Source organism: Massilia sp. Bi118 (assembly GCF_918697865.1).
Lineage (GTDB): Bacteria > Pseudomonadota > Gammaproteobacteria > Burkholderiales > Burkholderiaceae_D > Telluria.
In genome coordinates, this window is the sequence record NZ_CAKKMV010000005.1 from 165,898 (window position 1) to 179,444 (window position 13,547).

At 67.7% G+C, this 13,547-nt stretch carries 10 protein-coding genes; 7 read left to right on the forward strand and 3 right to left on the reverse strand.

The annotated features are described in order from the left end of the window. Position 1 precedes the first annotated feature (1 nt). Positions 2-2,482 carry a TonB-dependent siderophore receptor gene (locus LQV39_RS09395; RefSeq protein ID WP_230024546.1) on the reverse strand — a complete coding sequence of 827 codons (2,481 nt, stop codon included), beginning with the start codon at positions 2,480-2,482 and terminating at the stop codon, positions 2-4. 455 nt (positions 2,483-2,937) lie between these two features. Here LQV39_RS09395 and modA point away from each other — a divergent pair, with 455 nt between their 5' ends. From modA to LQV39_RS09420, 5 genes are read left to right on the forward strand one after another with little or no spacing between them, the layout of a single operon-like run. Further along, on the forward strand, positions 2,938-3,711 hold the full coding sequence (modA, locus tag LQV39_RS09400) for a molybdate ABC transporter substrate-binding protein (RefSeq protein WP_374199421.1): 774 nt from the start codon (positions 2,938-2,940) through the stop codon (positions 3,709-3,711). Next, positions 3,708-4,376, forward strand: coding sequence for a molybdate ABC transporter permease subunit (gene modB, locus LQV39_RS09405; RefSeq protein ID WP_230024550.1), 669 nt, complete (start codon positions 3,708-3,710; stop codon positions 4,374-4,376). Before modA ends, modB begins: the two co-directional genes overlap by 4 nt. Positions 4,377-4,380: 4 nt before the next feature. Beyond that, positions 4,381-5,109, forward strand: a complete 729-nt coding sequence (locus LQV39_RS09410; protein WP_230024553.1) for an ABC transporter ATP-binding protein — start codon at positions 4,381-4,383, stop codon at positions 5,107-5,109. 11 nt (positions 5,110-5,120) lie between these two features. Further along, positions 5,121-5,933, forward strand: coding sequence for a TOBE domain-containing protein (locus LQV39_RS09415; protein ID WP_230024555.1), 813 nt, complete (start codon positions 5,121-5,123; stop codon positions 5,931-5,933). Between the two features lie 15 nt (positions 5,934-5,948). Next, complete coding sequence (locus LQV39_RS09420; protein WP_230024557.1) at positions 5,949-7,469, forward strand: CYTH and CHAD domain-containing protein; 1,521 nt, start codon at positions 5,949-5,951, stop codon at positions 7,467-7,469. A gap of 134 nt (positions 7,470-7,603) precedes the next feature. On the opposite strand, the gene LQV39_RS09425 is transcribed toward LQV39_RS09420, so the two are convergent. Then, positions 7,604-8,986, reverse strand: a complete 1,383-nt coding sequence (locus LQV39_RS09425; RefSeq protein ID WP_230024559.1) for a S41 family peptidase — start codon at positions 8,984-8,986, stop codon at positions 7,604-7,606. A gap of 144 nt (positions 8,987-9,130) precedes the next feature. On the opposite strand from LQV39_RS09425, the gene LQV39_RS09430 reads away from it, so the two are divergent. Both LQV39_RS09430 and LQV39_RS09435 read left to right on the forward strand, forming a co-directional pair. Continuing rightward, a complete protein-coding gene (locus LQV39_RS09430) occupies positions 9,131-10,810 on the forward strand; it encodes an acid phosphatase (RefSeq protein ID WP_230024561.1) in 1,680 nt (559 codons plus the stop codon). Positions 10,811-10,976: 166 nt separating this feature from the next. Further along, positions 10,977-11,840, forward strand: coding sequence for a DUF4142 domain-containing protein (locus tag LQV39_RS09435; RefSeq protein ID WP_230024563.1), 864 nt, complete (start codon positions 10,977-10,979; stop codon positions 11,838-11,840). A 100-nt stretch (positions 11,841-11,940) separates the two neighbouring features. On the opposite strand, the gene LQV39_RS09440 is transcribed toward LQV39_RS09435, so the two are convergent. Further along, positions 11,941-13,542 carry an ATP-binding protein gene (locus LQV39_RS09440; protein WP_230024565.1) on the reverse strand — a complete coding sequence of 534 codons (1,602 nt, stop codon included), beginning with the start codon at positions 13,540-13,542 and terminating at the stop codon, positions 11,941-11,943. Positions 13,543-13,547: the final 5 nt, after the last annotated feature.

The following is a 13,547-nucleotide window of genomic DNA, read 5'->3' on the forward strand; positions in this document are numbered from 1 at the left end:
CTTACAGCGCGACGTCCACCCGCGCATACCACGAGCGGCCGTTGATGCCGAACGGGCAGGTCTCCCAGCAGTAGGTGAAGCCCAGCTGCGGGAAGGGCGCGGCCTTGACCGGGTCCCACTTGGTCGGGAAGGTGTTGAACAGGTTGTTCGCGCCGACCGTCACGCTGGCCGCCTTGCTGAAGTTGTAGCGCAGCGTGGCGTCCACGATCCATTTCGAATCCCAGGTCTGCACGAAGGGCGCCGTGAAGCCCTGGCCCTGCACTTCGCCATAGTAATTGGCGCGCACGTTGCCGTTCCAGGCCCCGGTCGTGTAGTCGGCCGACAGCACGTGGTGCTGGCGCGGCTGGCCGCGTTCGATCAGGGTCACCTGCGAATCGTCGAACAGCTGGGTGCCGCTCAGCACCGGCGAATCGGAATGGCGGCCCGCCACCCTGGTGCGGTTGAAGTCCAGCTGGCCGGACAGCACCAGCGTCGAACCCGGCCAGCGCGTGGTGTGCTCGGCGACGATGTCCAGGCCGCGCGTCTCGGTGTCGATGGCGTTGGTGAAGAACTGGGCCTGGCCCACCTTCAGCGGATCGAGGATGGCCTTGATCGGGCAAGCGGCCGCGCTGGCGCAGGCGCCCGATTCCGGCGCGATGTTCGACGAGAAGACGATGCGGTCGTCGATGTTGATGCCCCACAGGTCGGCGGTCAGCGAGAAGTTCGAGGCCGGGCGCAGCACCAGGCCGATGCTGGCGTTCTTCGAGGTCTCCTGCTTCAGGTTCGGGATGCCGAAGGCCTTGGTGACGGCGCTGCCTTCGCGCGCGGTCAGGGTTTCGGTCAGCACGCCGGCCGCGTTCAGGTTGGTCGAGACCGAGCTATAGAACTTCTGCTGCACGCTGGGTGCGCGGAAGCCGGTCGACACGGTGCCGCGCACGCCCACGGTCTTCGACGGGTCGTAGCGCAGGCTCAGCTTGCCGGTGGTGGTGCTGCCGAAGTCCGAGTATTTTTCCCAGCGCACGGCGGCGCCCAGCAGCAGTTGGCTGGTCAGCTTGTGTTCGAGGTCGGCGTAGAGCGCGATGTTGTGGCGGCTGTCGTCCACTTCGGTGCCGGGCGTGTAGCCGGGGAAGCCTTGCGTGCCCGATGCGGCGATGCCACCCAGCTGGTCGCGGATCACGATGGCCGGGTTATTGGTGCGGCCGTACTGGTAGGAGACCGGATCGCCGGCGCCGATGGCATAGCCGTCGCGGCGGTATTCGAAGCCGGTGGCGAAGGAGACCTCGCGTCCGCCCAGGTTGAGCGGGCCGCGCAGGTCGGCGTTGACGGTGGTCTGGCGGAATTTCAGCTTGCCGGTGTCGGCTTCGAAGGGCGACTCGGCGTAGATGCCGCCACCCGGCTTGGGCTCGTACCAGTAGCTGATGTTGATGGTTTCCTTTTCGTGGAAATCGAGCTCGCTGCGGCCGTGGTTCAGCGAGACGTCGAATTTCCACTGGTCGGCCAGGTCGCGCCTGTAGCCCACCGCCAGCGACTCGTCCTTCACGGTCGTGCGGATGTTCGGCAGGAAGCCGTTCGGGTACACGGACGGCACGTTGCGGCCGTCGCCGGCGGTGCGGAAGAAGCCGGCCGAGTCGCCGGTGCGGTGCGAGACGCCGCCGAAGCTGTAGAACTCCGCGCCCTCGGCCACCGGCAGCGCCGCGTTCCACCAGAAGTACTTGTCCTTGGCCAGGCTGTCGCCGATGCGCTGGGTGACGCGCGGCGGATCCACGCGCGCGGTATCGAGGCCGGCGCGGTTGGTCTCGCCGCGGTGGCGACCTTCGACGGTCAGGTTGACGTAGCCGCCGTCGCCGATCGCCCAGCCCTTGTTGGCGCTGCCGGCATACAGCTGGCCGCCGCCTTCGCTGGTGCCGCCGACGGTGCCCGAGAGCTGGGTCTCGCTGGTCTGCTGCTTCAGCACGATGTTGATCACGCCGGCGATGGCGTCCGAGCCGTACTGCGCCGCCGCGCCGTCGCGCAGCACCTCGATGCGCTGGATGGCCGACATCGGGATCGCATTGATGTCGGTGCCGGCCGAGCCGCGGCCGATGGTCTGCTGCACGTTGACCAGGGCCTGCTGGTGGCGGCGCTTGCCGTTGACCAGCACCAGCAGCTGGTCCGGGCCCAGCGAACGCAGGGTCGCCGGGCGGATGATGTCGGTGCCGTCGCTGATGAAGGTGGAAGAGAAGTTGAAGGAAGGGTCGAGCGTCTGCATCAGCTTGCCGAGTTCCAGCGGTCCCGCCATCTGCATGTCCTTGGCGCTGATCAGGCCCACCGGCGCCGAGGCGTCGAGCGCCGTGCGGGCCGCGCCGCGCGAACCGAGGACCACGACCGAGACCATGCCCTTTTCATTGGGCTGGGTGGTCTGTTCGGTGGAGGATTCCTGGGCCCAGGCCGGCGCAAAGGCCAGCAGCAGGGAAGAAGCGAGGAGGGTGCGGGTAAAGCAGGGCAATGCAGTCTGTTTTCTCATCCTGGTTGTCTCTCGTCGAATTGTTCGGATGCCGGCGTGGCGTGCGCCCGGCCCGAACGAGTCTAGCGAGGACTGCAGGGTATGGACAATTGTTAACAGGGTATGTGTTGTAGTTATGTGCCAATAAGCCAATATTACTTGTATAGCCATGCTGAACTCGGCTATTCTGGGGCAGGCTGGGCTGCCCTTCCTCTATGAAGAAGGCAGCCGGCTGCGCCATTCCCGGCTTGCGCCCGGAACGGCGAGCTCATCTTCAATTGTGACATTTGACGAGAATTGCGCCTTGAGCATCCCCACGTCGATCCTCCCCGCGTCACCACCGCCTCACTGCTGTACACCGGAATGCCGAGCCAGTCTCTTCCTGCCCCGAGCCGTGCGCACTGGATAGGTCGGCTCTGCATCAGCAGTGCGCCATGCAGCGCTATATAATCGGGTATATTGCGGTATGGCCCACGATTCGGAGATTTCCTGTGAGGATTGCGTTAGCGAAAAAATGTGCCGCAGCTGTCGCTCTCAGCTGTGCCGCCGGCCTGGTCCAGGCCGGCGACCTGCACGTGTCCGCCGCCGCCAGCCTGACGAATGCCTTCCAGGACATCGCCCAGGCCTATGAAGCCCGGCATGCCGGCGCCAGGGTACTGCTGAACTTCGGCGCGTCCGGCGCGCTGCTGCAGCAGATGGCCAAGGGCGCGCCCGTCGACGTGTTCGCCTCCGCCGACATGGAAACCATGGACATGGCCGAGAAGCAGAAGCTGGTGGCCACCGGCGAGCGCCGCAACTTCGCGCGCAACAGCCTGGTCGTGATCGTGCCGCGCGACAGCAGACTGGCCGTCGCGCGCCTGCGGGACCTCGGCCAGCCGGCGGTGCAGAAGCTCGCCATCGGCAACCCGGCCAGCGTCCCCGCCGGGCGCTATACCCGGCATGCGCTGGAAGCGGCGAAGCTGTGGCCTGGCATCGAAGCCAGGGCCATCAACACCCAGAACGTGCGCCAGGCGCTCGACTACGTGGCGCGGGGCGAGGTCGACGCCGGCTTCGTCTACGGCACCGACGCCGCCCTCATGAAGGATAAAGTGAAGGTCGCGTTCGAAGTGCCGCTGGACGTGGCGATCGGCTATCCGATCGCGCGCGCCGCGGGCGCTGGCAATCCGGCCGAAGCAAAAAGCTTCATCGACTTCGTGCTGTCGCCGGCGGGGCAGGCGGTGCTGGCCAAGTACGGTTTTCAAAAGCCATGAACGCATGGTCGGCGCTGGCGCTGTCGCTGAAGGTCGCGGGCTGCGCCACGCTGATCGACATCGTGCTGGGCGTCGCGGTCGGCTTCCTGCTGGCGCGCAAGCGTTTTCCGGGACGTGAACTGCTGGACACCCTCCTGACCCTGCCGATGGTGATGCCGCCGACGGTGCTCGGCTATTACCTGCTGGTGCTGATCGGCCGCCATGGCTGGCTGGGCGCCTGGCTGCAGGACAGCTTCGGCATCAACTTGATCTTCACCTGGCAGGGCGCGGTGATCGCCGCCGCCGTCGTCATCTTCCCGCTGGTGTTCAAGCCGGCGCGCGCCGCCTTCGAGGCGGTCGACGGCCAGCTGGAGCAGGCCGCGCGGGTACTGGGCATCTCCGAGGCGGCGCTGTTCTTCCGCGTGACCCTGCCGCTGGCCTGGCGCGGCATCCTGGCCGGGGTCCTGCTCGGCTTCGCGCGCGCGCTCGGCGAATTCGGCGCGACCCTGATGGTGGCCGGCAGCATCCCGGGCCGTACCCAGACCCTGTCGATCGCCGTCTACGAAGCCGTGCAGGCGGGGCAGGACGATACCGCCAACCTGATGGTGCTGCTGACCTCTTTCGTGTGCGTGGCCGTGCTGCTGACAGCGGGACGCCTGGCGCCGGGCCGGCTGGTGGGGCGGTAGACGCATGCTGCTCGATCTCGACATCCGCAAGAAGCTCAGCGCCGGCAAGCAGAGCTTCCAGCTGGACGTGCGCCTGAAAACGGACAGCCAGCGCATCGTCATCCTCGGCCCGTCCGGGGCCGGCAAGAGTCTCACGCTGAAAGCCATTGCCGGCCTGCTGCGGCCGGACGCCGGCCACATCCGCATCGACAATCACGTGCTCTTCGATGCCTCGAAAGGCATCGACCTGGCGCCGCAGAAGCGTGAACTGGCCTATGTGTTCCAGGACTATGCGCTATTCCCGCACCTGAGCGTGCGCCAGAACATCGCCTTCCCGCTGGTACGCGGCTGGTTCAATCCGCGCCGCCATCACGCGCACCGGCAGGTCGATTACTGGCTCGATGCCTTCCAGCTCGGCCAGGTCGCGGACCAGTATCCGCACGAGCTCTCGGGCGGTCAGAAGCAGCGTACGGCGCTGGCGCGGGCGCTGGTGACGCAGCCGCGCGCGCTGCTGCTGGACGAGCCCTTCGCCGCCCTCGACCCGGTCCTGCGCGCGCGCATGCGCACCGAGCTGAAGGAGCTGCAGCATCGCCTGCAGGTGCCGATGGTCCTGATCACCCACGATCCGGAAGACGCCGCGGTGTTTGGCGACCACGTGCTCGACCTGCGCGACGGCCGGCTCGATACCGATGCCGCGCCGGTCGCTCCCGGCGCGCCGCTGGCGAGGCATACTGCCGGCTTGGGCATCGCGTGAACAGGGACGGCATGGAAACGGAAAACACGGCCATCGGACTGGATGGCGAGATCTGGATGACGGTCGGCGGCGAGAACCTCGGCGGGCCGAACCGGATCGCGCTGCTGGCGAAGATCGCCGAATGCGGCTCGATCACCCAGGCGGCCAAGGCCATCCGCATGAGCTACAAGGCGGCCTGGGACGCCATCGACGCCATGAACAACCTGGCTGGTGAGCCGCTGGTGGAACGCCTGGCCGGCGGCAAGGGCGGCGGCGGTACCCGCCTGACCGCGCGCGGCGAACAGCTGGTGGCGAACTTTGCGCTGATCGAACGCGAGCACCGCAGCTTCGTGAAACGCCTGAGCGAGCACGCGGACGGCATCGCCGACGATTATCGATTGGTCAGGAAGATGAGCATGAGAACCAGCGCACGTAACCAGTTCCTCGGCAAAGTCATCCAGCTCAAGCGCGGCGCCGTCAACGACGAAGTCGAGCTGGAAGTCGCTGGCGGCCACGTCATCGTCGCCATCGTGACCCACGAAAGCGTGGACAATCTCGGCCTGCAGGTGGGCGCGGAAGCTTTCGCCCTGGTGAAGTCCTCGTCCATCATCCTGGTGGCCGGCGACGATAGCGCCCGCTATTCCGCGCGCAACCGCCTGGCCGGCACCATCGCCCGCGTCGAGCCGGGCGCCGTGAATACCGAAGTCGTGATCGACCTGGCCGGCGGCGGCTCGGTGGCCGCCATCGTCACCCGCGAATCCAGCGAGAACATGGGCCTGGCGGTCGGCGGCCAGGCCTCGGCCATCTTCAAGGCTTCCAGCGTCATCATCGGCGTGCCGGCCTGAGCAAAGGAGTCTGCGATGGAATGCGAAATCAAGCTGGCCCTCGATACCGCCAGCGTCAACCAGATCAGGAAGCTTCCCCTGCTGCGCCCGCAGGGCAGCCCCAGGCCGGTGGAGCGGGAACATGTCGACCGTTATTTCGACACCGCCGATTTCACGCTGTGGCAGCACGGCTTTGCCCTGCGCGTGCGCAGCGAGGGTACCCGCCACGTGCAGACCCTGAAGGGCGGCGGCACCGTGGTCGCCGGCCTGCACCGGCGCGTCGAGCTGGAAGCGGAGGTGAGCTCGGAAGACCCGGACCGCGAGCTGTTCGCGCGCCAGTTGAAAGAGGCATTGCCGGCGCTGGCGAAGAAGTTCAACGCGCATGACGCTGCATTGGAGCCGGTGTTCGCCAACAAGGTCAAGCGCGCCGCCTGGCTGCTGGACCTGGCCGATGGCGTGCAGGTCGAATGCGCGCTCGACACCGGCGAGCTGCAGCGCGGCGACCGCGCCGTGCCCGTGCGCGAACTGGAACTCGAGTTGAAGCAGGGCGATCCGGCGCGGCTCTACGATCTGGCGCGCCAGGTGCACGAGGCGGTGCCGGTGCGGATCGAGAACGTCAGCAAGGCCGAGCGCGGCTATGCGCTGGCCGGTTCCGTCGCGCCGCGCGCCGTGAAGGCCACCGCGGTGGCGCTGAAGCGCAAGGCCAGCATGGGCGAAGCCCTGGCCGGCATCCTGCGCAACTGCCTGGAGCAGATGCAGGCCAATGAGCAGGGCGTGCTGGCGGGCGAGGTCGAAAGCCTGCACCAGATGCGGGTCGGCCTGCGCCGCCTGCGCGCCGCCATGGCGATGGTCAAGGACATGGTGCAGCTGCCGGAGGCGCTGGCGGCCGACGTCGAATGGCTGGCCGGGGAACTCGGCGACGCCCGCAACTGGGACGTCTTCATCGAATCGCTGCTGCCCGGCCTGCCGGTGCCGGACGAGCACAAGCCGGCGCTGGCGCGCGTCGAAGTGGCCGCGCGCGAACAGGCGGAGCGGCATCGCGCCTGCGTGCGCGCGGCAGTCGGCAGTCCGCGCTATACGGGCCTGATGCTGGGCCTCGGTGCCTGGATCGCCGGCGAAGGCTGGCGCGCCGAAGGCCCGCCAGCGAGTGCGCTGGAACGCAAGGTGGGCAAGACCGCACCGGTCCTGGTGCGGCATGCCGCAGCGCGCGTGCGCAAGCGCGCCCGCGGCGTCGACCTGCAGCATCCGGAAACCCTGCACCGGGTGCGCATCGCCGCCAAGAAGGAGCGCTATGCGCGCGAATTCTTCGAGGCGCTCAGCCACGGCAAGAAAGAGCTACGCCGCCACGCCATGCTGACCGGGATGCAGGACGAACTGGGCCTGCTGAACGACGGCGTGGTCGCGCGGGAACTGGTCGGCCAGCTGCGCGAGCGGGTGCCGCAGGAGCTTGCGCTTCTCTGCTTCATCGAAGGGGTACTGGCGGCGCGCGCGCTTGCAGCTCTGCCGCGCGCCGGCAAGCAAGTGCGGCGCAAGCTGCGGGCAAGGGCGCCCTTCTAGCGGGATGCTGAATTGGTGCCGGTATGTTTCCCGACCGCCGGCGCCGGTAGGGCGGCCGAGCCGCCGGCTCCTTTCCCTGGGAGCGAGGCGTATTCTGCGGCCCGAATGTGACAGGCGTTTGACGCGCTTTCAGCTCATGGTGCGCCGCCGACGCTGGCTGCTTCCCCCTTCGCCATCGCGGTCCATTTGCGCAGCATGCCGGCCAGCGCCGTTCCCGGTTTCGTGCCCGGCGCCAGCAGCCCGATGGCTGCCTGCAGCGCCTTGTCGTCGCGCGTGCCGAACATGCGGGTGCTTTCAGGTACAGCGCGCGGCGCCGCGTCATTTGCCGGCGACTGCGTGGGCGGCAGGTGGTTGGCCAGGTCCGCTTCGCGCAGCTGCAAGGTCTCGTCGGCGCCGGCGCTTGGGTGCACCACCACATCCGGCGTGACGCCGCGCGCCTGGATTTCGTGGCCACCTGGCGTGAAGTAGCGCGCCACCGTGAACTTGATGCCGTCCTCCGCGTCCAGTGGAATGATGGACTGGATCGAGCCCTTGCCGAAGGTCTGGCTGCCGACGATGGTGGCACGCCGGTTGTCCTGCAGGGCACCCGCCAGCAGTTCCGCCGCCGAGGCCGAGGCGCCGTTGACCAGCACCGTCAGCGGCACCGTGCGGGTCCAGGCCGGCAGGCCGGCGAGCACGTCGGGGGTATTCGCTTCGCGGTAGTAACGCTGGTCGACAGTCACCTTTGCTTCGGTATCGGCGTCCCTGCCGCGCGCCGTGAACATGGTCGTGCCGGCAGGGAGGAAGGCGCCGCCCACCGCCACCGCCGCCGAGACCAGGCCGCCGCCATCGTTGCGCAGGTCGAGGACGATGCCGCGCGGCGCACCCTGGGCGTCGAGCTTCTTGAGGACGGCCGCCAGGTCGGCGCCGGTGGCGCTGCCGAATTCCGAGATGCGGATCCAGGGCAGGCCGGCCGCCGTCATGCGCATGCGCACCGTATCGTTGTGCATCGCCACGCGCGTGAGGCGCAGAGTACGGAGCTTGCCGCGGCGCGCGACGCCGACCGTCACCACCGAACCGGCGGCGCCGTGCATGCGCCTGGCGGCCTCGCTGGACGGCAAGCCCGTGGCCGGCGCGCCGTCGATGGAGAGCAGCAGGTCGCCGGCCTGGATGCCAGCCTTGTCGGCGGGCGCCTGCGGCGTCGTGGACACCACGCGCAGCTGGCCATGATCGTCTTCGACCTCGATGCCGATGCCGACGTAGCTGCCGGTGCTCTCGCGGTCGATCTCGCGCATGGCGTCCTTGTTCATGTATTCGGAATGCGCGTCGAGCGAGGCCAGCATGCCGGCGATCGCGCCTTCGAACAGCTTGCCGTCGTCGGCCTTGGCCACGTAGTTGCGCTTGATGAGCGCATAAGTTTCCAGCAGCTTTTCCATTTCGGCGCGCGGCACGGTCACCGTGGCTTCCTGCGCCCTGGCCGCCGGCGCCATCACTATCCAGAGCGCTGCCGCGCCCGCCATCCATCGTCGTTTCATCATCCTGGGCTCCTTTACGGGGCCATTCTGGCTTGTGCAGGTGTTAACCGGTGTAGGGGCAGGTAAAAGGAAGTAAAGCCCATATTGCCGCGTAAATCTTTTCCGCCCGGCAAAAAACGACCATAATCTGTGTTTTAGGAGAACGCCGTGCAAGACAAGCCCCACGACCACGACCACGCGCAGCCGGAAGCCGGCCAGCCCGCCAATCCTTCGCGCCGCAAGATCTTCCAGGCTGCCGCCGCGGTCGGCCTGTCGACCACGCTGCCGGCCGCCAGTGAAGCGGCGGCGGCCCATCCGAAGGCCATGAAAGTCGCCAAGGGCTCGCTCGACGCCAAGCTCAAGGAGCACGTCAGGAACGTGGTCGTGATCTACCTCGAGAACCGCAGTTTCAACAACCTGTTCGCCGACTTCCCGGGCCTGGCCCAGCCGCTGGCCGAGCTGCCCGCGGCGGCCAGCGCGCAGAAGGACCGCGACGGCAGCGTGCTGCCCGAACTACCGAAAATCTGGGGCGGCATGGTGCCGGCGCGCCAGAACCTGGGCGGCAAGGATTACATCATCAGGGAAGACGAGATCCAGCACCTGCCCAACGCGCCCTTCAAGCTGAGCGATGCGCAGGGCAAGCCGCTGCCGGAAGGCCTGGTCACGCGCGACCTGGTGCACAACTTCTACCACAACCAGATGCAGATCAACGGCGGCAGGAACGATGGCTTCGTCGCCTGGGGCGACAGCGGCGCGCTGGTGATGGGCCATTACGGCGAGACCCGGAAGAACCTGGGCCTGTACCAGATCGCGCGCGAGTTCACGCTGTGCGACAACTTCTTCATGGGCGCCTTCGGCGGCTCCTACCTGAACCACCAGTTCCTGATCAGCGGCCGCACGCCGGAATTCTTCAACGCCGCCGAGACTCCGGCGAAGAAGAAGATCGCCGTGCTGGAAGACGGCCCGCAGGGCGTGCGCCTGGCGGTGGCGCCGGACTCGCCGAAGTCCGCGCTGGACGGCAAGCCGAAGTTCGTCAACAACGGCCCGATCACGCCGGACGGCTACGCGGTCAACACCATGGCCCCGCCTTACCAGCCGAGCTGGGTGCATCCGGCGCCGGGCGGCGATGCCACTATGGCCGACCCGATGGATCCGTCCGTGCTGCCGCCGCAGAGCTACCGCACCATCGGCGACCTGCTGTCCGAACGCAAGGTCAGCTGGACCTGGTACGGCGGCGCCTGGCAGGCGGCGCTGGACGGCCGCGGCGAAGGTTCGCGCCCGAACTTCCAGCACCACCACCAGCCCTTCAATTACTTCAAGCAGTTCGGGCCCGGCACCGCCGCGCGTGAACAGCACATCCGCGACGGCGGCCTGGGCGACAGCCCGATCTCGAACAAGTTCATCGCCGACGTGGTGGCGGGCCGCCTGCCGGCCGTCAGCTTCTACAAGCCGCAGGGCAACCTGAACCTGCACGCCGGCTATTCCGACATCGAGTCCGGCGACGCCCACGTGGCCAACGTGATCGAGCACCTCAAGAAGTCGCCGCAGTGGAAGGACATGGTGGTCGTGATCACCTTCGACGAGAACGGCGGCTGGTGGGACCACGTGGCGCCGCCCAAGGGCGACCGCTGGGGCCCGGGTTCGCGCATCCCGGCGATCGTGGTGTCGCCGTTTGCCAGGAAGGGCGCGGTCGACCACAACTTCTACGACACGACGTCCATCCTGCGCTTCCTCACCCGCCTGCACGGCCTGCCGCTGCTGGAAGGCCTGGCCGCGCGCAACGCTGCCTTCGAAGCACGCGGCGCCCGACCGCCGGGCGATCTGACGGCGACGCTCAGTTTCCGCTGAGCTATTTCGACACCCTGCAAGCGGCTTCTCGAGGCCGCTTTTTTTATGAAGAATTTCCTGCTGGCTAACGCGCGCTGTGCCACTAAACACGGCGATACACTGCCTGCCTGCCGTTGTCATTTGTACACGGACCCCACGTTCACATAAAAGAGATCAGGAGAGCGATATGCAGAAGAACAAAACCTTGAAAGGCCTGCTGGCCGTATCGGCCGTGGCCGCCATGTTCAGCGCTGTCGGCGTCCACGCCCAGACTGCGGTCAGCTCCAGCCCGTCCCAGACCGGCACCAGCAGCACCAACCCCAACCAGGCCGGCAAGACGACCAAGGAAGGGACCATGGACAACAGCAACAGCACGGGCATGGAAAACCGCAGCAACCAGGCGACCAAGATGGACAAGTCGATGGGCGCCAGCTCGGCTGGCCAGTCGACCTCCAGCTCGAGCTCGTCCAAGATGACCGGCAAGACCATGCATGACGGCACGGTCGGCAACACCAACAGCCAGGGCATGGAAAACCGCGCCAGCGGTGCGACGGGCGCCAGCGGTGCGGCCGGCGCAACGGCTTCCGGCGCCAAGCTGAGCAGCGGCGACGCCGCCATCCTGAAGGACATGGCGATGGCCAACATGGCCGAGATCGAAGGCGGCAAGCTGGCCCAGAGCAAAGGCCAGAGCGCCGAAGTGAAGGCCTTCGGCCAGCAGATGATCGACGACCACAGCGCCAACCTGAAGGAAGTCCAGGCCCTGGCCGAGAAGCACGGCGTGACCCTGCCGACCGAACCGGACGCCAAGCACAAGGCCATGGCCGCCAAGCTCGAGAAGATGAGCGGCGCCGATTTCGACAAGGCCTACATGAAGCAGGCTGGCGTCCAGGACCACAAGACCGTCCACGCCAAGCTGATGGCTGCGTCCAAGAAAGCCAAGGATGCCGAGGTGAAGGCCCTGGTCGACAAGACCGAACCGGTGGTGGCGCAGCACTTGAAGTCGGCGGAGCAGATGCCGGCGGCTAAGTCGGGTACGGCTGCGGGTAAGTAAACTCTCACCAACGTCGTCCCCGCGCAGGCGGGGACCCAAGTTCTGCGTGAGCTATCGAAACGCGTACAAACTTGGGTTCCCGCCTTCGCGGGAACGACGGTCAGGCGCAGCTTCTCTGCCCCAACAACCCTCTCAAGCTCTCCACATCGATCGGCTTGGTCAAATGATGATCGCACCCCGCCTCGAAGGCGCGCTGGCGGTCCTTGTCCTGGCCCCAGCCCGTGGTGGCGATCACCTTCAGCGCCGCACCGCCGGGCAGCTTGCGCAGCCGGCGCGCCAGTTCGTAGCCGTTCAGGTCGGGCAGGCCGATATCCAATAGCACCGCATCCGGGACGAAGTTCGGCGTGAGCGCCAGCGCCGACTGGGCCGTGTGCGCCATCCGCGTATCGCAGCCATACATGCCCAGCGCCATCGTCAGCGCCTCGGCGGCATCGAGGTTGTCGTCGACCACCAGCACGCGCATCGCCTCGGGCAGCCCTGCGCCGCCGGCTTGCGCATCCTGTTCCGCGGGGGCGTCCGTCGTGCATGGCGCCGCGTCCAGCAGCGGCAGGCGCACGGTGAATTCGCTGCCCTGGCCCGGGCCGGCGCTGGCGGCCTGGATGCCGCCGCCGTGCAGTTCGACGATGCCGCGCACCAGCGCCAGGCCGATCCCCAGGCCGCCCTTGGCGCGGTCGAGTGCCGGTTCCAGTTGCGAGAACATGTCGAACACGCTTTCCAGCTTCGAGGCCGGAATGCCGATGCCGGAATCGCGCACCGTCAGCTCGGCGATGCCGGCCCTGCTGCGCAGGCGCAGTTCGATGACGCCGCCGTCCGGCGTGTACTTGATGGCGTTGTTCAGCAGGTTGACGATCACCTGCGTCAGCCGCGTGGCGTCGCCGTCGACCAGCAGCGGCGGCCCGGCGAGGTCCTGGCGCAGGGTGTGGCGCGCGTTGCGCAGGGCGCCGGCCAGGTCCTGCAGCGCGCCCTCGACCAGCAGGCCCAGCTCGACCGGCGCGCGGCGCAGCTGCATGCGTCCCTGGGCGATGCGCGAGACTTCCATCAGGTCGTCGACCAGGTGGGTCAGGTGGCGCAGCTGGCGGTCGAAGGCCTGCAGCAGGCGGCCGTCCGGGGCCGGCGCGTTGCCCCGGTCCTCCTTGAGCTGCATGACGTCGAGCGCGTTGCGCATCGGCGCCAGCGGGTTGCGCAGCTCGTGCGAGAGCGTCGCCAGGAACTCGTCCTTGCGGCGGTCGGCCGCCGACAGCTGGGTATTCAGGAGCTGCAGCCGCGCCTCGGCGCGTTCGTGCGCGCTTGACGCCGCCTCGGCGGTCCGGCGTGCCGCCAGCAGCTCGCGTTCGTAGGCGTGGCGGTCGGCCGACTGGAACACCGCCCACTGGTCGACCACGCAGCCGGCCTGCAGGCAGCGCACGATGTTGACCAGCACCGGCAGGCGCCGGCCGTCGCGGTGGCACAGCGCGATCTGGATCTCGCCCACCGCGCCGCTGGCCTGCAGCATCGGCAGGCAGTGGGTGTGGTGGAACAGGCGCGCGCCCATGGTCAGCAGTTCGGGCATGCGCAGCTTGCCGGCCAGCTCGTCTTCCTCGTAGCCGAGCCAGCCGCGCAGGGTGGCATTCGCGCGCAAAATCAAACCGTCGGCATCGGTCAGCAGCAGGCCGCAGGCGGCCTGTTCGAACAGCGCGTCGGCGCCGGGCAGCAGGGTGTCCACGCCGC